Below are 18,907 nucleotides of genomic sequence, written 5' to 3' on the forward strand. Positions count from 1 at the left end.
TCTGCGGACAGCCGGTCGACATCACGATTTGCATCAGGCGATGTGGCACGAGCAGCCGAGGCATGAGCGGCTGAAGCCCGAAGTAGTCAAAGACCCATGAACCGAAAAGCGCAGTGTACGGCTACTCAGTCAAACCGGGACCAAAACGCACTATAGCATCGAGGATCGTGCGGTAGAGGCTGTCGACATCCTCATCGATCTCTACCCGCTTGATACCGATCGCCTTGGCATCGGCGATCAGCTTGTGTGTGAGTTCATCAATCGAGATGACGTCCGCCGTAGCGTTCTCAGGGACGTTGTTCGCGATCCATTGTTTTAGGAACTTGATGCCGCGCGTGCTCATTCCGACACAAGTCGCGCGGGGATATTAGGTTCCGCTGGTGCCCCACGCGCGCCGGCGGTCTTCGGGTCCCGTGCTATCGTTGCCGGCTCGCTTGTCGATCGCCGCCTGCAAACGTGCCGCGGCCACAAGGATGCTATCCGATGTTGGCTGAACGGGATCATGCTGGATCGTAGCTGGACTAACATTGTTATCCGAAATGTCCCCGCTCGCCGGCGACCGGAATCAAAGCGGGATATTTACGATCTCCACTGGTTGGATCGCGCATTGCGACTGCTTTCCAACCTCATCTCCCCCAAATTGTTCGCGCTGTAACAGTTATCGTGACCTTACGGCTGCCAGGGGTTTTGATGCTACCGCAGATGTCGCGAATAGCCAAGGGAACGGTCGCTACTCTTCCTCGCCACAGGCGCCGTTCGAGAGATTGATCAATGCGGCGCGGTCACAGATCTCAAGCCACGCTGGTCTAATGGAACCGTTTCGGGCGGATGCGCATTGATGGTCCAGTTCAACGGAGGGCAGCGCAGTGTCCATCATCGGCAGCATCACCGGCATTTTCTCCTCGAACGAGGAGGCCACGAAAAAGGCGCCTGCTAAGAAGGCAGCGACGAAGAAAGCAGCGACTGCGAAGGCGAGCACGGCCAAGAAGACTGGAGCTGCCCCAGCTATGGCAGCCCACTCAAAGGACTCCGCGGCCAGGGGTAGATCTGGTCAGCCCAAATCGGCCACTAAGAAAAAAGCGGCTGCCCATTGAGTTCAAAGGAACCCCGCTCGGCGGGGTTTCTTGTGATGGCTTGGGAGCTGAATGGAAAAGACATTCGCAAGGATCGCTAACGCTGTCGCTCGCGGGGCAGGTCGTCCGATCACCTTCATCCTTTGCATGGCTTTGATCGCGGTCTGGGGCTTTTCGGGACCTTTCCTCGGTTTTTCGGAAACCTGGCAGCTCATCATCAACACCTCGACGACGATCATCACCTTCCTGATGGTTTTCCTTATCCAGAATACGCAGAATCGAGATGGGGCAGCGGTACAGGCAAAGCTTGACGAACTGGTGCGCGTGAGTGCGGGCAAGAACAGCTTCATCGGGATAGATCATTTAACGGCGGCCGAGGTCGAAGAGATCCGGTCTACCTGCGAGGCCGCAGTTGCCCGCTCCCAATCCTCGGAACCGGCAGGCAAGAGGGACAAGGAAGAGAAATGTCGCCAACCGCAAGCTCAAAACACCTGGGGGCACCGAAGAGAAACGGCACTAGAGCCGCTCCCCATTCACGGGTTGAATAAATTCCTGCTGGCGAGCCCGATATCTTTGCAGATCGAGGCGGGCGAACTTGAGCTCGCAGAACATATTCAGGCCGTTCTCCGATCGACAACGTGGACTGGATGATCACCGGCAGGCGGAGGTCAGCTACTGAATGGCTGGTATGCGCCCCTCATCTCAGCCGCACAGATCGGCTTTGCCACTCCTTGGCAGCAGACATCGCCACCGAATACCGGACGCCCTGAAGTCCGGCCAAAATTTTGATGCGGACTCAGGCACTCAAACGCCGTTCCCGGAGCACCTAGCCACACAGCTTTGGGTCTGCCCTTCTTGGAATTCACGCCTGGAATTCAGCTGAAATCGCATGCGTGACCAGCTTTCGGTCAATTCGGCAATCACCCGTTCAGATCTCAACCGAAGTCAAAGATCGAGTAAAACTGAGCCTTGAGCGCGGCTGCAACAGGCCAGGACAAAGCCCGCTGACTTTTCTTCGGACGTAAGTCCGCCAAGATCCTGCATCGCAACTTCGCCCGAGAGCTTGGCAATCCGGCACGCACCGCAAATTCCCTGCTGACAGCCGGTCGGAACATAGACACCACAGTTGCGCGCCGCCTCCAGCAGGGTCTCTCCGGGTGCGCAACGATGCTCCAATCCGGAACGGGCGAAATGGACCGAGGACGAAACCGCAGAGGCCACATCCGGAGCAGCACCGCCCAGGGCGCCCCCGAAGCTCTCCTCATGATAACCCCGGGGGTCAACGCCTGCCTGGCCAAGACCGTCTCGCAGCGCCTTCATGTACTGTTCGGGGCCGCAGGCGTAGACCGTGCGCTCGCGAAGATCGGGGACCAGGCGCAGGAGCAAGGGGCCGTCCATGCGGCCCGTCGGTCCTGCCCAGGAGGGATCTGCCCTGGAACAGACGCATGTCACGCTCAGGTTGCGGAATCGGGCAGCGAGCGCATCGAGTTCCGACCTGAAAATGAGATCTCGCGGCGACCGGGCACTGTAAATGAGGCACAGGTCCAGATCGGAAGCTCTGTCCGTCAGGGTTCGCAGCATAGACATAAGAGGCGTGATCCCGCTGCCGCCCGCAAGAAAGAGAGGCTTTTCGCCTGGCAAGCCGTCAAGTTTGAACGAGCCCCGCGGGCCTTCAATCTTGATTTCGTCGCCCGCCCGCAGATTCTCGTGGATCCAATTGGAAACGAGCCCGCCTGGTGTCCGCTTGACCGTAATGTGCAGGTCGAGCGGACGTGTTGGTGGCGACGAAACGGAATAGGACCGGGCCACCACAACGCCATCGATCGCGAGGTGAAGGACCACGTATTGCCCCGCATTGAAGCAGAACATGCAATCTGAGGCGGCCGAGAACACAAAGGTCTTCACGTCGTGCGTCTCGTCGATGACCGCACGGCAGAGCATTGCCTGTGGCGATGCGTCGGCCCATTGCCGCTGCCGCATCGGTGCGAAAAAATCGGAAGCCGGAAACGAAGTATGTGCGTTCATGTTTGGCTCTCAATGACGCGCCAAACATGGCAGCCGCAGGCTGTCCGGAACAGTGGGTTGAGCCCAGCTTTTTAATCGGGAATTTCGATCTACGTCTCGAGCGACATCACCGCCAGCTGCAGCGCACGAAGCCCTTTGCGGATGATCGGCTCATGCTTGCGCCGGGCGAGCATGGCCGTATGGACGGGCTGGTAGAGCGTCGGTGCGCCGTCGACCAGGAAGGACGGGCACTCGGCGGTAAACCTGCGGGCATCGTCGTTGCGCATGTAACAACTCCCCCCGGTTCGCCGCAGCATGGCTTCGGCCAGGCTCTCGGATCCCATGGAAAGGCGGGAAATTGCCAACGAAGGGATCAGCTCGGAATGGGTTTTCTCAAGGACGACGGTGTAGCCCGGCCGAATGTAGCTGTCGGGATCGACCTCCGACATCGTCCTGGCAAAGGTCGAGACCATCACATACTCCTCGACCATAAGGTGCTCATAAGCAATTTCGGGAAGATAGCGGGGGGCGTAGAGCACGGCTATGTCCAGATTTCCCATGCTGAGATCGGTCACCATCTGGTTGGAGTAGTCGGATTCCACATGGATCGAGGCTTTGGGAAGGGCTTGACAGAGCGCCTCCACCCACCCAGGCAGCACTGAGCGTGTCATGCCAACCTGCGCGGCCACGCGAAGGGTTCCTTCGAACCGGTTGAACGCGCGCACGTCGTGACGCGCCTGCGACCAGGTCGACAGCATCGCCCGCGCGTAGGCTTCGAAACGTCGTCCCGCCGCGGTCGGTTCAGCGCCGGCGCGACCACGATGGAAGAGCTCCGATCCTACCGCGCTTTCGAGGCTCTTGATCCGGCTGCTTACCGTCGACTGCGTAATGTTGAGCCGGTCGGCAGTCCGGTTGAAGTTCCGGGACTCGATGATGTCCAGGAACGTCTCAATGTGGTCCAGCTGCACGGACAAACCCCCCAATCGAAAAACCCGATCATTACCCAGAGATCATTGGCTTGATCCGGCAATTGTCAAGGCGGAAGCTAGGCGAGCTAAACGGCAAGTAAAGCCGCGGTCTGGAGAGGGAGCGAAAGCTAAAGTGTTTATCGTCGACTGCGATTGTCACAACTACTGGTCCAGCGCCACGGTATTGGAACCGTATCTTTCCGGGATCTGGAAGGACATGTTCATCGAGGGCGAGAAGACCGGCCCCAGGGGGTCCTTCCCGCATGGCCATCGCCCCTGGTTCCATCCGCAGGATTTCTCCCGGAAGGATGTGCGACCCGAGACCGAAGCCGACAACTACCGGATCATGAAGGAAAAACACCTCGACAAATACAATGTCGGTGTGGCGATCCTCACCGGGGACGAGCCTATAGAAGCCTCGACTCTCGCAAACCCATATTACGCCAGTGCGCTGGTCAGTGCCTACAATGACTATCAGATCGCCGAGTGGTTGCCGAAAGACAACCGCTTCATGGGTTCCATCATCATTGCGCCTCAGGATCCGAAGCTGGCGGCCGCCGAGATCCGTCGGCTCGGCACTCACCCCCGCATGGTCCAGGTTCTAGCCTCCCAAGGCTCCGTGAAGCCGTATGGTGATCCCTTCTACCACCCGATCTACGAAGCCTGTGCGGAGATGGGATTGCCGTTTGCCATTCACCTGGGCGGCCACGGTGGTGTCAACTGGAACGCCGTCGCGCCTGCCCCCACGACCTTCTTCTGGGAAACGCACGCCATCCTGCACATGTCGGCGATCAGTCACGTCGCCAGCATGATCGCTCACGGGGTCTTCGAGAAATGGCCAGAACTCTACTTCGTCGTAGTCGAATGCGGCGTCGCCTGGGTGCCGACCGTGCTGTGGCGCCTCGACGCCGACTACAAGGCGCTGCGCAAGGAAACACCATGGCTGAAGATGCTGCCATCGGAGTACTGCCGCCGTAACATACGCTTCTCCACACAGCCGCTGGAGCAGCCGGCCAACGTGCAGCATCTCTGGTCCATCCTGGAAGCCATGGACGGCGAGAACACGCTGATGTTTGCGTCGGACTATCCGCATTGGGACTATGACGACGCCAACACGCTGCACATCCCGCCAGCCTGGAGAGCGAAGGTGATGGGTCAGAATGCGCTGGACGTCTACAAGCGCATTCCTGCCATCCTAACCGCGAATGCTGCCTGACGGAGCAGAACATGGCCGAGAAAACCTACATATGCCGCGTCGACGAGATCAAGGCCGGGACACCCGTCATTGCCAAGGTCCGGAGCCTTTCGGTGGGCGTGTTCCGCATCGGAGAGAGCTTCCATGCGCTGCTCAACATCTGTCCGCATCGCGGCGCGCCGCTCTGTGAGGGGCCACAATGCGGGACGACCGCGCCTGTCGAGGAAGCCCGCTTCATCTATCACCGGGAAAACGAGATCGTGCGCTGCGCCTGGCATGGCTGGGAGTTCGACATCAAGACGGGTTCGGCGCTGGTCGATCCCACTGTGCGTGCGCGGACGTTTCCCGTCATGGTGGAGGACGGCAACATCTATGTGACCGCCTGATCTGGCAGACGGGAGGCAAATCGACGAAGGACCAGAACGGCGGAGAAGGAGCACTTACGCATCGCGTGCTTGACGACGGTTGAAAAAAGAACGCGGAAAATCCGCAATGGGAGAACGGCAATGTCGGAATCAGAGTACAAACTGCGCATCGCGAAAGGTCTTATCGGGAGCGGCAAGGTTTCGCGGCGTGACTTCATCCATCTAGGCTTAGCGGCAGGCCTGACCGTCGTCGCCGCAGATCAGCTCTTTGTCACTGCGGCACGAGCAGAACCGCAGCAAGGCGGCTTCGCAAAGCTCGGCATGGCGCATGGAGCGACGACAGATTCTATTGATCCGGCTGGGTATCCCGACACTTTCTCCCAAACCGCCTTTTCAGGCGCTATGTCTAACAGCCTGACGGAGGTGGATGCGAAGGGCGGCATACAGCCGGACCTGGCAGAAAGCTTCGAATCTTCCAATGGCGCCAAGACGTGGGTCTTCAACCTACGCAAGGGCGCGACCTTCCACAATGGCAAGAGCGTGACGGCAGACGACGTCGTGACCTCTATGCGGTATCACATGGGCGCCGACACCAAATCTGCGGCGAAGCCTCTGCTTGCGTCTGTGAAGGACATTAAGGCGGACGGGCCAGAAACGGTTGTATTCACACTCGACAGCGGCAACGCCGATTTCCCCTACATTATGAGCGATTATCATCTCGTGATCATGCCGAGCGTTGACGGGAAAGCGGATTGGGCATCAGGGGCCCGAACCGGCGCATTCGTGCTCGAGAATTTTCAGCCTGGCGTCTCGGCCAAGCTCAAGCGCAATCCGAATTATTTCAAGAACGGCAAGCCTTACCTGGATGAGGTGGAGTTCGTCGCCATTACGGATTTGGCCGCACGCATGGCTGCGCTCTCGACCGGGGAAGTGGATTACATTGGCCGCGCCGACCTGAAAACACTCGGCATGTTGAAGCGCAATCCCAAAATCGACATCATCGAGATCACCGGCTACGGGCATTATACTTTGCCGATGAATGTCACCATGGCGCCTTTCGACAATCCGGATGTGCGCATGGCAATGAAATGGGCCATCAACCGACAAGAGATCGCCGACAAGATCTTCCTTGGACATGCTACCGTTGCCAATGACGATCCAATCGCGCCGGCGATCAAGTTTTACAAGAACCCGGAGCCGCAGCACAGTTTCGATCCCGACAAGGCGCGCCATTATCTGAAGAAGGCGGGGCCGGATAAGCTGAAGGTCGATCTCTCGGTCGCAGATGCGGCTTTCGCAGGTGCAGTAGACGCGGCCGCACTCATTCGCGAGACGGCCGCACAGTGCGGCATCGAGGTCAATGTCGTGCGCGAAGCGGAGGACGCCTATTGGGACAACGTCTGGCTCAAGAAGCCCTGGTGCGCTTCCTATTGGAGCGGTCGCGCCACCGCCGACTGGATGTTCACGCAAGCCTTCGCAGCCGAATCCAGCTGGAACGAGTCGTTCTGGAAGAATCCACGCTTCAACGAATTGCTTGTCCAAGCCCGAGCCGAGACGGATGACGCCAAGCGCGCCGCCATGTATGCCGAAATGCAGCAGCTGACCCATGATGATGGCGGTACTATCGTGCTGGTGTTCAACAACTTTGTCAGCGCCAAATCCAAGAAACTCGCCCATGGCGATGTGGCGCCAAATTGGGAAAATGACGGACTGAAGATGGCCGAGCGCTGGTGGATGGCTGTAGCATAGGGTGTTTGCCAAGCGCGCCGCCCGCACCGCGGACGGCGCGCTCTTGGGACTGCGCGCATGCGTGTGAATCCGGTCGCAAAAACGGTTATGCAACGGTTAGGCCTCGGCCTGATCACGTTGTTCGTCGTTTCCATCATCATCTTTTCGGCGATCGCAATGCTGCCTGGCGACTTCGCCAAGGCGACGCTCGGTCAAGCCGCTACCCCCGAAACAGTCGCGGCCCTTCAACACGAGATCGGCCTCGATCGCCCGCCAATCGAGCGCTACTTCAGCTGGATTGGTAAGATGGCACAGGGTGATTTTGGTTCCTCCTTCGCCAGCCGGACCGGCTACCGGCGAACGGTCGCGGAGATCATCGCACCACGTCTCTACAACACCATGTTCCTGGCGGTAATGACCGCGCTGGTCGCGGTGCCGCTGGCGTTGGGGTTGGGTATTCTTGCGGCCCTCTACCGCAACAGTTGGTTCGATCGGCTTGTAAACACGGTGACACTTACGACAATTTCGTTCCCTGAATTCTTCGTCGCCTACATGCTCGCCTTCCTGATCATCTCGCGCGACACGTTCGCCGGCACCGATCTCGCACAGTCTTTACCCGTCTGGCTCGCAGCTTCGATCGACTGGACCTTGAACGTCGTACCTAAGTTCCCGACCCTGGCGAATATCAGCGACCAGACTCCGTTTTGGGAGCATGTCTGGCGTGCGGCTCTGCCGTCCATCACGCTTACACTCGTCATCGTCGCTCACATGATGCGAATGACGCGCGCGGCGATCATCAACATGCTTTCAAGCCCCTATATCGACATGGCTCGGTTGAAGGGAATGACGCCAATGGTGGTCGTGCTCCGGCACGCTTTGCCAAACGCCTGGGCCCCGATCGTGACGGTTGTCGCCTTCAATCTTGCCTACCTCATCGTCGGCGTCGTGGTCGTAGAGGTAGTGTTCGTCTACCCCGGCGTCGGCCAACTGATGGTCGATGCCGTGAAATCGAGGGACGTACCAGTCGTGCAAGCCTGCGCCCTTGTCTTCGCCGCCACCTACATCCTGCTCAATCTGATCGCCGATATCATTTCGATCGCCACCAATCCGAGGCTTTTGCACCCAAGATGACAAGTGCGGAGCCCCTCATCCAGACCACGAGAGCGCCCAGGGTAAGGCGCACACGCCGATCTCGGATGAGGATAGCGCTGAAGAAGGCGCCGCTCAGTGCCTGGTTCGGCATGGTTGTAACCCTCTGCTACGTTCTGGTCGCTCTATTTGCGCCTCTCATCGCTCCTTATCGAGAGACGCAGGTCTTTAGCGAGGCATTCGCCCCGTGGAGCCACGAGTTTATGTTCGGGACTGACCAGCTCGGTCGCGACATGCTCACTCGACTCATCTACGGGGCTCGCAACACGATCGGCATCGCCGTCACCACAACTATCATATCCTTTGCAGCGGGTGTGACGCTCGGCCTGCTGGCGGCAATGTACCGGGGGTGGCCAGACCAGATATTGTCACGTGCGGTGGACGTGTTGATGTCGATCCCAAGCCTGATTTTTGCGCTGATGCTGCTTTCGATATTCGGCTCTTCGATAACCAGTCTCGTCTTGATCATCGCATTGCTGGATTCCACACGCGTGTTTCGTCTGGCGCGCGCCGTTGGCCTGAACGTAGTGGTTATGGAGTATGTCGAGGTCGCGCAATTGCGCGGCGAAGGTCCCGCATGGATTCTCCGCAAGGAAATCCTGCCCAACATCCTGCCGCCGCTCATCGCGGAATTTGGCCTGCGATTCTGCTTTGTGTTTCTGACCATCGCGGCATTGTCGTTCCTGGGCGTCGGCATACAGCCGCCATCGGCTGACTGGGGGTCGATGGTGCGGGAAAACGCAACACTGATCACCTATGGCGATGTCACGCCGCTGCTGCCGGCCGGCGCCATTGCCCTCCTGACGGTAGCGGTGAACTTCGTCGTGGACTGGTTGCTACATTCAACCAGCGGACTTCGTGATGAAAAGTAGCAGTGCCACGGCGCGCGAAAAGGGAACAGATCTTCTCAAGGTCCGGGACCTCCACGTTGAAGGCTTCTCGGACGAGCGCTGGCACCCGATTGTTCGGGGCGTCGATCTCTCGCTTAAACGCGGAGAAGTGCTTGGCCTGATCGGCGAATCCGGCGCCGGGAAGTCGACCATCGGCCTTGCGGCAATGGGTTATGCCAAGCCGGGGTGCCGTATTAGCCAGGGCTCGGTGCTGTTCGACGGTGCCGATCTTTTGTCAATGAGCGAAGCCCGCCGTCGGCGGCTCCGGGGCTCCCGCATCGCCTATGTGGCGCAAAGCGCAGCCGCCTGGTTCAACCCGGCTCACCGGCTCCTCGATCAAACCGTGGAAACGGCAGTTGCGCACGGGATCGCCAGCAGAGACAAGGCCAATCGCGACGCTATTGAGCTTTATCGACGCCTCCAGCTTCCAGAACCTGAGACCATCGGCTTCCGGTATCCGCATCAGGTGTCCGGTGGTCAGTTGCAGCGAGCCATGACGGCCATGGCCATGGCTTGCCGGCCCGACCTGATCGTGTTCGATGAGCCGACCACTGCGCTCGATGTGACGACGCAAGTGGAGGTCCTGGCCTCGATCCGCAGGATTGTCGAGGAATTCAACACAGCAGCGATCTATGTGACGCACGATCTGGCGGTGGTGGCGCAGATGGCGGACCGGATTATGGTCTTGCAACACGGACAGACTGTTGAGGAAGCCGATACGCGACAGATGCTTACGGCTCCTACCCAAGAATACACTCGGACCCTCTGGGCCGTGCGCAAGCTCGCGAAGCCGGAGATTCGGACCCAGGATCATCTACTGACCATCGACAACGTCACCGCGGCCTACTCTGGAAGGGTTAAGGTGCTCCTTGATGTGTCCATCAAGGTTCCGCGCGGCCGGACGGTAGCAGTCGTGGGCGAATCAGGGTCGGGGAAATCGACGCTCGCGCGCGTCGTTACCGGTTTGCTGCCTGCGATGTCCGGATCGATGTCATTTGATGGCAAGCCGCTTGCCCTCTTCTTGAAAGGACGTTCGAAAGACCTGCTGCGCCGCATCCAAATGGTCTATCAGTCGCCGGACAGCGCCCTTAACCCTCGCCAGACTGTGGAGGAGATAATTTCGCGTCCGCTCGAGTTCTACTTAGGCTTGAAGGGGCAGCAGCGCGACCAGCGGGTCGGCGAGCTCATGCACATGATCGAGATGGACGAAAGCTTCCTCGACAGACTGCCCGGTGAATTGTCCGGTGGCCAGAAGCAGCGGATCTGCATAGCCCGCGCGCTCGCTGCCAATCCGGAGCTCATCATTTGTGACGAGGTCACCTCGGCACTGGATCAGATTGTGCAGGAAGAAATCTTGAAGCTCCTGATGCGCCTGCAGCACGAACTCGGCATCAGCTATATCTTCATTACCCACGATATCGCGACGGTAAGAGCGATTGCTGACGAGGTCGTGGTTATGCACAAAGGGCAGGTGGTGGAGCAGGGTTTGAAAACCGAGATACTGACGCCACCCCACGCAGCCTACACCGAACTGCTTCTCTCCTCGGTGCCGCAGATGGATCCGGACTGGCTCACGGGCCTGCTTGCTCGACGGGACCCAATTTTCAAATAGCAATAGAAGCGGTACCGGCATTCGCCGACTATCTTCCGGTTCTCTGTTAGCCGAAACTCAGGGGCCATCTTCGAGCTAAGGGTTGTCGCGCCAACGGTCCCCTTCGACGCCCTTAGGAACGCGTGGTCCCGTCTTCCGTTGACTGCGATGCCATCCACCTTGATACGCAGAACGGAGTACGATCCGGACAGACGGATCCTCTCTGTATGGCTAATGACCAACGACAAGCGTTATGATTTCGAGGATGTACCGCCCGAAACCTTTGATGCATTTCGATCCGCCTTCGCCAAGGGGCGGTACTTCAACAGCCACATCCGCAACCATTTCCGTTACCGCCGAAGCGACAGCTAACAGGCTTCAAGCGTATCCTATCTAGGGGGCGGCTTGCCACGCCTGCCTTCCATCAGTGACCGTCCGCAAGGCCCCCATGTTCGTCATCAGAGGGGAGGTGGGTCCAACCAGGCCGGAGCCAACAACCTCGCAGGATGTTCGGCAAACGCGAATTGCGAGCCTGCGGTGGGCGGTCAGGGCGGCGCGCTAAATAGCTAATGATCCACTTGCAGTGTCTCTAGTTCGCCAGATCCACCATGCGGGATCATACGAAGGATGTGGGTTGGCTAATCATCCAGTAAGCCATTGGTTTATGCGACCAGCATTCTTCCACTTCGTTGCTGTTGTGGGGAGGCGGCCTCATGTCGGCTTGTCCACCAGGGGTGTGCTCCTCGTAGGGGCCTTATAGGCGTTCACCAGCCTGACGACAGCGGCATCGACCGTGACGGGAGTCCCGAGGTTCACGGTTACACGGTTTTCCTGGATGTGGGTGACGTTGCCGATCAACTCGATGTGCTGTCCCTTCTGCAGCTTCGTTGTTTGGTCCACGACCGAGTGGGGTTGCCCATAGGAGGGTATGGAAACGCTCACCCGGTCCTCAGTGACACGCTTGCGCACTGTCGCGGTGATTACGACCTCGTCGCCGATGTTGATGCCCTTTGCCATTCCCATGATTCTGGGGCGGCCAACGGCTTCGTCAAGCGAGCGGTAATGTGTCACGGCGCAGAGGAACAAACGACCGCGCGGCCATGCCTGGAAGGCATGGCGCCTCCTATCATTTGAATTGCAGCTGAGAACCGAGGATCTGCGTACCGGCATGTATGAAGGCTGCCCACCGCAGCCGATCGGGCTTGGCGCTGCCACGTTCACTGCGCCCTTTTGGGTGGCGGAGTGGGGTGCGAAGTACGGGTGCCAACAACTCCTCCGCCGTCGCTGGAACCTTTTTCAGCGGCGCGGATTCCTCTGCATGACAAAAACCCCTGAAGTTGCCCCACCCCTTCTCGCCGAGACCAGCCCCGACCGACCTGTCAATTGCGAGGTCGCTCTGGAAACTGCCTTCGCGGCCCTTGTCGCCACCTCCACCGCCCAGGGGTGGACTCCGGAAGAGACGGCGGAGACGCTGTACAAGCTCGCTGTTGAGCATCTCGAACAGCTCAAGGCCACAGCGGCCTAATCGCTCCGGCCCCCGTCGGACCTGTCATCCCGGCTCGGCCGCCGAACCTCAACGGTAAGCAAATGCCAGCATTGTCGTGCCCCATCCGATAACAGGCAGGACAGACGAAACAACGTTACGGTACCGGCAAGCCTGTCCGAAAATCGGGTGTCACCGGAAGCGAGCGCTTATGAGCGGTGCTGAAATACGCATCAAGGATACGCCTTCGCGCCGCCTCGTTGATTTCCTTACCTTCGAGGAAATCGTCGATCTGATCATATGTGATCCCATATGCATCTTCGTCAGGACGAAGTGGGACAAGGTTCTCCAAATCTGCGGTCGGCACCTTGTTGACAAGTTCGGACGGAGCGCCCAGATGCGCTGCCAGGGCGCGCACCCTGCGTTTGTTTAGCCCGGAAAGGGGAAGGACGTCAGCGGCGCCGTCGCCGAATTTGGTGAAGAAGCCCATCATTGCCTCGGCCGCATGATCGGTGCCTATGACCAGTCCTCGGCTGCCAGCAGCGAGCGCGAATTGGGCAATCATGCGCTGACGGGCCTTGATGTTGCCCAGCACGAAATCCTCCCGATGGGCATCCCCGAGTTCCACGCCAGCCACCTTGATCGAGTCAAGCATTGCGTCGGCCGCCGGTTTGATGTCGAGTCTGTGCACTTCGTCCGCCCCAATGGTGTCGAGTGCTCGCTGTGCGTCCCTCTCGTCGGCCTGTGTGCCGTACGGCAGCCGGACAGCATGAAACTTGGCATCGTATCCTGAGCTCCGCAGTTCGGTTACCGCTCGTTGAGCCAGAAGTGCGGCCGCGAGCGAATCCACCCCGCCGCTGATGCCCAGCACATACGTGCTGAGGCCGGCTGCACGCAGGTAGGTGCCAAGAAAGTCGCTGCGCCGGCGCGCCTCCAATGCGGCATCGAAATCCGGAGCGACGCCCAAGGCGCTGATGATCGCTTCTTGTTCTGTCATGTCGAGATATGCTCCTGTCCTCCCTTGATTCATGGCAGTCGTTGGTGCCCCCGATTCAGGTTTGGCAACCCGGTCTCGTTCTGCGTGGGAAACCGGAAAATGTTTCAATAACCGAGCCCATGCCGTCAGACCAGGGCGGTCGCTCATCACCTTGGCCGAAGCGGAATTCTGGTCCTTCTAACCGTGTATCGCATCCGACCACTTAAGGGGCATCGCACCGCGTCCACGCCCAACCTCGATCGAGACGCTTGCGTGCTGTGGATCAAGCTCGCGACGGTGAAATGCGAGAGCCCTTCATTCAGGAGACCCACGGGCCTGATTGGCCCGCCATCGTCACGCAAAGCGAGACCAGGCGCTTTGCGTTGGTTGTCGCGATCCGGGCCGAGCGTCCCACAGCAGAGGCGCCGCCCAGTTCGCTTGATCTCCCTTGCATTGCGCCAATCCGGGCGCTAAATACTGAACCACATGGTTCAGTATTTTAGAGTCCCTCTCGATACCTCGTTCGCCGCGCTCTCGGACTCCACCCGACGCGGCGTTCTCGAGCAGCTCGGACGTGCGGACGCTTCGATCACGGAGCTTGCCGAGAAATTCCACATGACCCTAACCGGCATGAAGAAGCATGTGGGCGTGCTGGAGCAGGCGGGGCTGGTTGTCACGAAGAAGGTTGGGCGCGTGCGGACCTGCAAGCTCGGCCTTGGCGGACTGGAGCAGGAGGCGGCATGGATCGAGAGATACCGGCAACTCTGGGACGCACGCTTCGACGCGTTGGACAAGGTGGTCGAGGAATTGAAACGCAAGGAGAAAGTCGATGGACAAAAGAAGAAACAGTGAGCCTACCCCCTCGAACAACCCCACGACGGTGGAACGGACGTCGGAGCGTGAGTTGGTCGTCACACGGAGCTTCAACGGTCCGGCGCGCGTCGTGTTTGAGGCCTGGACCAAACCCGAGCTGTTCAAGCAATGGTGGGTGCCGAAGTCGACGGGCATGGTGCTGCGTTCCTGCGAGATGGACGTTCGTGTAGGGGGCGGGTACCGTTTGGTGTTCGGACATGATGCCTCGAATACTGACGAGTTCTTCGGCAGGTATATCGAGGTGACACCGTACTCTCGCCTTGTTTGGAGCAATGACGAAGGCGGTGACGAGGGATCCCTCACCACGGTAACCTTCGAGGAAAAGGGGGGCAAGACACTGCTAGTCGTCAATGAGCTCTATCCTTCGAAGGAAGCTCTCGACGCCGCCGGCACCGGGGCAGCTGATGCGATGGGCGAGGCATTCGACCAACTGGACAAGCTTCTCGTCACGCTGCACGGCAGCGCCGGCCGTTCATGAAGTCTTAGATCTCGCGCTCGGCCGCATAGCCTGTCACCTGCGGTGTCCCCTAGCTCAGGGAGCGTCGAGGTCGAGCGCTTCACCGGGCATTTGGCTCGGTGCGCCTGGGCGAGGGGGCTGCCAGTTGAGGGCGGCGGCCGAGGACATTGAGGCCGTCGATGACTTACTGAGGCCGAGCCGGCACAGGATGCTCTCGACCTTCAGCGAAGCGGCCAAGCGCAGCCCCCCGCTTGATGCCAAGGCCTGACCGACCTCCACCATTAGGTTGGCGCTAGACATCACTCAAATGAACCGCGGCGACACGAGATTGCATGGAAGACCTACGCGCAAGAACGATGCCTCGGCCAACGTGGACAGAGATCCCGACGAATGGGTGAGCGGTGATGACCCGATGACCGCCAGTGGCAACCGCCATAGCGGTTCGCGTCCCGGGTGAGCGGCGCGTTCGATCACCCGGAGCGTTGCCGGGAAAACTTTCTACGATTCCGCTCGGAGGTGTCGTTGTTGTCCACCACGGGATTGAGCTCAGACGCAAAACTCACTCGCATGTTGCAGATCAGTCCCGATTTAAGGAACTTCAGAGTGACACGTCCTGAGGTGCGGGACGCGAATACACGCTCGAGGAGCTGCGTGCCGAAGCCCTTTCGCTCGACAGGTTCCACAGCCGGACCTCCCCGTTCGCGCCATTCTAGATCCAGCCAGCGATGCTGTTTTTGACCGAGAAGCTTCCACTGAATCGACACCGTGCCTGTATCGTTCGACAGCGCTCCATACTTTAGCGCATTCGTCGTAAGCTCATGAAAAGCAAGAGCGGCTGAAAGAGCGACGTTCGGTGGAAGCCAAACAGACTCGCCACTGATCTTGAAGCGCTCGATCGGAGCGTGTGAGCGGATTGATGTGGCAATCAGATCCTTGACGTCGGCGCCACTCCAGTTCTGCTGCGTCAGCAGGTCGTTAGCCTTGGCCAGCGAGACGAGACGGCTGGAGAGCGTGCGTCCTGCTTCGGGCAAACTTGTGGCGTTGCGGAGTGTCTGGGTGGCAATGGACTGAACCACAGCAAGGATATTCTTCACGCGATGGTTCAGCTCGTTGGTCAACAGTTTCAGGTGCTCCTCACCGCGTTTCCGGTCCGTGATGTCGAGACTGATTTGTACGGCGCCTATAATGTCGCCGGCCGGGTCGCGAATTGGACGTGCGCTGGAAAGTAGAAAGCGCTCGACCCCTGATGGCAGCGTGTAGGCGAACTCTTCATGATCGGTCAGCTGCCCGCGCATGGCGCGGCTAAGTGGGCGGTCTTCGCGGCTCACTATGTGGCCGTCCTTGACGGCCACGGTGTCGATGACGAGCTCGGGCCTGCCGAAGGATTTGTGCGCATCCGTCGGCAGGCCCATGAGTTCGGCCGCGAAGCGGTTGCGGATCACCTGAAGGGCTTTCGGATCATAAGTAAACCAGACCGCCGCCGGCGCTGTCTCCAACACCGCCTCCAACTCATACCGCCGTTCGGCGATCGCACGCTCTGCGTCCACCATCGCCTGGGCGATGGTGGCGAACTCCGTAACGGAAGTCGACAGGGGTTCGACGCTGCGGCCATGACCGAGCGCCTCGGCCCGTGTCGCCAGTTCAGCGGTGGCCTGTGTAAATCTCTTGCCGACGACATATCCGAGAGCAACGGAAACAAGGAGCGACAGGAGACCTATCGCGCAAATCGCCACAAGCGAGCGCCAAAGCGGCGCCTGCGCCGCTGAAAGAGGCACGTTTGCGGTGTAGAACCAATCAGAGTACGGGGATCTGTAGTAGCCGGCCAGCAGCGTCACCCCTTCGAAGTTGTGGGATGTAAAGGAACCGGAGCGCCCAACGATCTTTGCCACGTATTCGGGCAATCCGCGCTTTCCGGTCCATTCGTCGTGCAACTTGGAACGTGCCACGTAGTTTCCGTCGCGATCTCCCACGCCCACAGTCCATCCTTCCGGTACGGCCGGCATCAAAACATCGCGGATCCGGGCAGTCGGTACAGAAAGCGAAAGAAGCAGGTCCTCCCCCTTCGGGGCGGGCACCCGGATGGCAACAGCAACGCGGTATTCGCCTGACCCCTTGCCGGTGAAAACATCGCTGACGAAAACACCTGAGCGGTTGAGTTTCTCGCGGTCAACAGCAGCTATCGGTTCCACGGACGGTAAAGCGGCGCCGTAGCCGATTTCGGTGTTCATCAGCTGATTGCGGCCAAGATCGCGCAGGACAATCGTCCGGTCCGTCCCATGGACAAGATCGAGCGCCTCGCGGTGGAAGGCTCGCAGATCGCCATTCGCGAGCGCGGCGGATTTGGAAAGGCCGTCGAGAATGGTTTGGAGATTTGCGAGCTCGCCTTCTACAACGAGCGACACCTGTCGAGCCGTTTGCACGGCATCCTGTTCAAAACGATATCGTTCATGCAGGGCATACTGGCCTAGTAAATAGCCGGCAAACAGCCAAACCGGGACAACCGCGGCGGCGATCAAACCAAGCAGGTGCGATCGAACTGATCGACGAGGCAAGTCCATATCCCGTGCCGCCTCAGGAACCCTCAACCATAGTCAGCGGGCCAGGAACAGCAAGCGTTAGTTCAAGCGAATATAGTGCCGTTGGACCCCTGGTCCGGCGAAGCGGGCGCTGTCGTCTCGCTTGCCGGCTTGCGCGGGCCCATCAAGGTCGAGCCCGGAACCGGTCCGCCTTTGCTCTTCATTTCCGCAAGCTTTGGATTGCGGCAGCAGGGTTGTCGCTGCCGAAGCAGCCATCGTGCAAACCAGAAGGACGATGGCGTTCAGGTGCGAGCACAATGCTAGGCAGAGACCGCCATGGACATGCAGCCTCTCTTTATCGCGAGACTGTGACGTTGGGCACTTCAGCTACGATCCTTACCCCTTGATCGGACCACTCGCGGTGTAACGACCCCTGAAGCTGTCGCTGTATTGTAGCTTCGGTCATGAGTGTCCCGAAACCCTTTCGCCGAGGCGTGGGTGGGGGCGGTCCGCCGGTCTCCTGCCACTCGAGGATAAAACCATTATTCTGGGGTCTGGCTTGCCATTTTATTTGTAGCTGACCCGTCTCTTTCGAAAGCGAGCCGTGGGAAGCGGCGTTGACTGCTAGTTCATGAATGAACAGCGCCAAGGGCTGAACAGAATGCGCTGCAAGCATGACATCCGGACCATCCAGCAGAGCGCGAGACGCTCCGTACGGCTCAATCTGAGACGAGATTGTTTCCTGCAATGGAATCTCGTGCCAGCCCCGCTGCGACAACAAGCCATGCGCCCTAGCCAGGGCCTGTATGCGCCTTTGGACCGAGGCGGCATATAGCGCGGGGTCGTCAGATCTCGTCAAGCGTACGATGCTGTCGACAAGGGCAAGTACATTGTTGGCTCGATGGTCCACCTCCAAAAGCAACCGATGCTCTGACGCTTCTAGGCTCTCGATCCTGCGAAAATCTGTGCGGTCTATCTGAGATGCGAAATGGTAAACCAGACGGCCATCGTCGTCATGGATTGGACTGATGTGCAGCAGATTCCAGAACGCCGATCCATCTTTCCGGTAGTTCAGCAACTCGACGTTGATCTCACGCTCCTCCTGCAATCCTGCTCGGATCTCGGCGATGGCCGCAGGGGATGTCGCTGCGCCTTGAAGAAACCGGCAATTGCGTCCAAGCACCTCACTTGCCCCATAGCGCGTGAGGTTCAGAAAAGCCTGGTTCGCTAGTACGATAGGAAAATCTTCCTGGGTGGCGTCAGTCACCACCATCGGCATTCTCGTCCGTTGTAGGGCTATCGTAGCCAGTTCCTTTACATCAGGCATAGCCCGATCGGTAACGGCGACCGGTTCATCACCGTGGAGACCGGATGTGCCTTCGCTGTCCATCGATGTTTCCCTGAGCTGACATGAGCTCAACGTCGATGGAACTAAAACGTTTCCCTTGGAAATGGTCAGTACACCTCACCGTCCTTCAAAGCTTCGGTCGCTGTTCGAAGGCAAAAGGTGCAATCAACTGCGGGAGAATGGCGTTTATCACCCGCCGCCATTCGGGAAGGTGTGCAATGAGGTTAGCGCATCGGGGTGGGGTGGCACGGCGCCGGCACGTGGCTATTCCTGCTCCTCTGGAACATTTCA

Annotated in this window: 19 protein-coding genes; 11 read left to right on the forward strand and 8 right to left on the reverse strand. The window is 59.1% G+C overall.

Annotated elements, in window-relative coordinates; genetic code table 11:
* Positions 1-121 precede the first annotated feature (121 nt).
* Both FJ492_RS10875 and FJ492_RS28705 read right to left on the reverse strand, forming a co-directional pair.
* On the reverse strand, positions 122-343 hold the full coding sequence (locus FJ492_RS10875; protein ID WP_140747003.1) for a DUF768 domain-containing protein: 222 nt from the start codon (positions 341-343) through the stop codon (positions 122-124).
* Between the two features lie 387 nt (positions 344-730).
* Positions 731-985 carry a hypothetical protein gene (locus FJ492_RS28705; protein WP_181165890.1) on the reverse strand — a complete coding sequence of 85 codons (255 nt, stop codon included), beginning with the start codon at positions 983-985 and terminating at the stop codon, positions 731-733.
* A 160-nt stretch (positions 986-1,145) separates the two neighbouring features.
* Here FJ492_RS28705 and FJ492_RS29455 point away from each other — a divergent pair, with 160 nt between their 5' ends.
* Positions 1,146-1,724: a low affinity iron permease family protein gene (locus tag FJ492_RS29455; RefSeq protein WP_140769891.1), complete on the forward strand. Its 579-nt coding sequence runs from the start codon at positions 1,146-1,148 to the stop codon at positions 1,722-1,724.
* Positions 1,725-2,018: 294 nt separating this feature from the next.
* Here FJ492_RS29455 and FJ492_RS10890 read toward each other — a convergent pair whose 3' ends face one another.
* Both FJ492_RS10890 and FJ492_RS10895 read right to left on the reverse strand, forming a co-directional pair.
* Complete coding sequence (locus FJ492_RS10890) at positions 2,019-3,098, reverse strand: hybrid-cluster NAD(P)-dependent oxidoreductase (RefSeq protein ID WP_140510063.1); 1,080 nt, start codon at positions 3,096-3,098, stop codon at positions 2,019-2,021.
* A gap of 89 nt (positions 3,099-3,187) precedes the next feature.
* Positions 3,188-4,045 carry a LysR family transcriptional regulator gene (locus FJ492_RS10895; protein ID WP_140510065.1) on the reverse strand — a complete coding sequence of 286 codons (858 nt, stop codon included), beginning with the start codon at positions 4,043-4,045 and terminating at the stop codon, positions 3,188-3,190.
* A gap of 133 nt (positions 4,046-4,178) precedes the next feature.
* Here FJ492_RS10895 and FJ492_RS10900 point away from each other — a divergent pair, with 133 nt between their 5' ends.
* The 7 genes from FJ492_RS10900 to FJ492_RS10930 all read left to right on the forward strand — a co-directional run bounded on the left by FJ492_RS10900 (position 4,179) and on the right by FJ492_RS10930 (position 11,335).
* Positions 4,179-5,261 (forward strand): amidohydrolase family protein, encoded by a 1,083-nt coding sequence (locus FJ492_RS10900; RefSeq protein WP_140747001.1) that lies wholly within the window; start codon positions 4,179-4,181, stop codon positions 5,259-5,261.
* A gap of 11 nt (positions 5,262-5,272) precedes the next feature.
* Positions 5,273-5,626 carry a Rieske (2Fe-2S) protein gene (locus FJ492_RS10905; RefSeq protein WP_140510069.1) on the forward strand — a complete coding sequence of 118 codons (354 nt, stop codon included), beginning with the start codon at positions 5,273-5,275 and terminating at the stop codon, positions 5,624-5,626.
* A gap of 120 nt (positions 5,627-5,746) precedes the next feature.
* Positions 5,747-7,354 carry an ABC transporter substrate-binding protein gene (locus FJ492_RS10910; RefSeq protein WP_140746998.1) on the forward strand — a complete coding sequence of 536 codons (1,608 nt, stop codon included), beginning with the start codon at positions 5,747-5,749 and terminating at the stop codon, positions 7,352-7,354.
* A 63-nt stretch (positions 7,355-7,417) separates the two neighbouring features.
* The gene (locus tag FJ492_RS10915; protein WP_140510073.1) at positions 7,418-8,464 is read left to right on the forward strand and encodes an ABC transporter permease; all 1,047 of its coding nucleotides are present in this window, start codon (positions 7,418-7,420) and stop codon (positions 8,462-8,464) included.
* A 65-nt stretch (positions 8,465-8,529) separates the two neighbouring features.
* A complete protein-coding gene (locus FJ492_RS10920) occupies positions 8,530-9,354 on the forward strand; it encodes an ABC transporter permease (RefSeq protein WP_246672792.1) in 825 nt (274 codons plus the stop codon).
* Positions 9,344-10,984: an ABC transporter ATP-binding protein gene (locus FJ492_RS10925; protein WP_140714608.1), complete on the forward strand. Its 1,641-nt coding sequence runs from the start codon at positions 9,344-9,346 to the stop codon at positions 10,982-10,984. The genes FJ492_RS10920 and FJ492_RS10925 overlap by 11 nt, the downstream gene beginning before the upstream one ends.
* Before the next feature lie 147 nt (positions 10,985-11,131).
* Positions 11,132-11,335 carry a KTSC domain-containing protein gene (locus FJ492_RS10930; protein WP_140746995.1) on the forward strand — a complete coding sequence of 68 codons (204 nt, stop codon included), beginning with the start codon at positions 11,132-11,134 and terminating at the stop codon, positions 11,333-11,335.
* A 339-nt stretch (positions 11,336-11,674) separates the two neighbouring features.
* Here the strand turns inward: FJ492_RS10930 and FJ492_RS10935 are convergent, their stop codons facing one another.
* Positions 11,675-11,980: a hypothetical protein gene (locus FJ492_RS10935; protein ID WP_140510079.1), complete on the reverse strand. Its 306-nt coding sequence runs from the start codon at positions 11,978-11,980 to the stop codon at positions 11,675-11,677.
* A gap of 301 nt (positions 11,981-12,281) precedes the next feature.
* On the opposite strand from FJ492_RS10935, the gene FJ492_RS10940 reads away from it, so the two are divergent.
* Positions 12,282-12,488: a hypothetical protein gene (locus FJ492_RS10940; RefSeq protein WP_140510081.1), complete on the forward strand. Its 207-nt coding sequence runs from the start codon at positions 12,282-12,284 to the stop codon at positions 12,486-12,488.
* Positions 12,489-12,603: 115 nt separating this feature from the next.
* Here the strand turns inward: FJ492_RS10940 and nadE are convergent, their stop codons facing one another.
* Positions 12,604-13,443, reverse strand: coding sequence for an ammonia-dependent NAD(+) synthetase (nadE, locus tag FJ492_RS10945; RefSeq protein WP_140746992.1), 840 nt, complete (start codon positions 13,441-13,443; stop codon positions 12,604-12,606).
* Between the two features lie 465 nt (positions 13,444-13,908).
* Between nadE and FJ492_RS10950 the strand changes: the two genes are divergently transcribed.
* Together FJ492_RS10950 and FJ492_RS10955 are read left to right on the forward strand one after the other, a co-directional pair.
* Positions 13,909-14,274: a metalloregulator ArsR/SmtB family transcription factor gene (locus FJ492_RS10950; protein ID WP_140746989.1), complete on the forward strand. Its 366-nt coding sequence runs from the start codon at positions 13,909-13,911 to the stop codon at positions 14,272-14,274.
* Positions 14,252-14,773 (forward strand): SRPBCC domain-containing protein, encoded by a 522-nt coding sequence (locus tag FJ492_RS10955; RefSeq protein WP_140510087.1) that lies wholly within the window; start codon positions 14,252-14,254, stop codon positions 14,771-14,773. The genes FJ492_RS10950 and FJ492_RS10955 overlap by 23 nt, the downstream gene beginning before the upstream one ends.
* 449 nt (positions 14,774-15,222) lie before the next feature.
* Here the strand turns inward: FJ492_RS10955 and FJ492_RS10965 are convergent, their stop codons facing one another.
* Complete coding sequence (locus tag FJ492_RS10965) at positions 15,223-17,310, reverse strand: HWE histidine kinase domain-containing protein (RefSeq protein WP_140746983.1); 2,088 nt, start codon at positions 17,308-17,310, stop codon at positions 15,223-15,225.
* 313 nt (positions 17,311-17,623) lie between these two features.
* The gene (locus tag FJ492_RS10970) at positions 17,624-18,658 is read right to left on the reverse strand and encodes a PAS domain-containing protein (RefSeq protein WP_140746980.1); all 1,035 of its coding nucleotides are present in this window, start codon (positions 18,656-18,658) and stop codon (positions 17,624-17,626) included.
* Positions 18,659-18,907 lie beyond the last annotated feature (249 nt).

Origin of the sequence: Mesorhizobium sp. B2-5-4 (genome assembly GCF_006441095.1) — a bacterium.
Classification (GTDB): domain Bacteria; phylum Pseudomonadota; class Alphaproteobacteria; order Rhizobiales; family Rhizobiaceae; genus Mesorhizobium; species Mesorhizobium salmacidum.

Coding starts and splice junctions, on each gene's coding strand:
- FJ492_RS10940 (WP_140510081.1), top strand. CDS start 12,282: ATGACAAAAACCCCTGAAGTTGCCCCACCCCTTCTCGCCGAGACCAGC.
- FJ492_RS10935 (WP_140510079.1), bottom strand. CDS start 11,980: ATGGCAAAGGGCATCAACATCGGCGACGAGGTCGTAATCACCGCGACA.
- FJ492_RS10890 (WP_140510063.1), bottom strand. CDS start 3,098: ATGAACGCACATACTTCGTTTCCGGCTTCCGATTTTTTCGCACCGATG.
- FJ492_RS10955 (WP_140510087.1), top strand. CDS start 14,252: ATGGACAAAAGAAGAAACAGTGAGCCTACCCCCTCGAACAACCCCACG.
- FJ492_RS29455 (WP_140769891.1), top strand. CDS start 1,146: ATGGAAAAGACATTCGCAAGGATCGCTAACGCTGTCGCTCGCGGGGCA.
- FJ492_RS10950 (WP_140746989.1), top strand. CDS start 13,909: ATGGTTCAGTATTTTAGAGTCCCTCTCGATACCTCGTTCGCCGCGCTC.
- FJ492_RS10920 (WP_246672792.1), top strand. CDS start 8,530: ATGAGGATAGCGCTGAAGAAGGCGCCGCTCAGTGCCTGGTTCGGCATG.
- FJ492_RS10970 (WP_140746980.1), bottom strand. CDS start 18,658: ATGGACAGCGAAGGCACATCCGGTCTCCACGGTGATGAACCGGTCGCC.
- FJ492_RS10965 (WP_140746983.1), bottom strand. CDS start 17,310: ATGGACTTGCCTCGTCGATCAGTTCGATCGCACCTGCTTGGTTTGATC.
- FJ492_RS10910 (WP_140746998.1), top strand. CDS start 5,747: ATGTCGGAATCAGAGTACAAACTGCGCATCGCGAAAGGTCTTATCGGG.
- FJ492_RS10905 (WP_140510069.1), top strand. CDS start 5,273: ATGGCCGAGAAAACCTACATATGCCGCGTCGACGAGATCAAGGCCGGG.
- nadE (WP_140746992.1), bottom strand. CDS start 13,443: ATGACAGAACAAGAAGCGATCATCAGCGCCTTGGGCGTCGCTCCGGAT.
- FJ492_RS10875 (WP_140747003.1), bottom strand. CDS start 343: ATGAGCACGCGCGGCATCAAGTTCCTAAAACAATGGATCGCGAACAAC.
- FJ492_RS10925 (WP_140714608.1), top strand. CDS start 9,344: ATGAAAAGTAGCAGTGCCACGGCGCGCGAAAAGGGAACAGATCTTCTC.
- FJ492_RS10930 (WP_140746995.1), top strand. CDS start 11,132: ATGCCATCCACCTTGATACGCAGAACGGAGTACGATCCGGACAGACGG.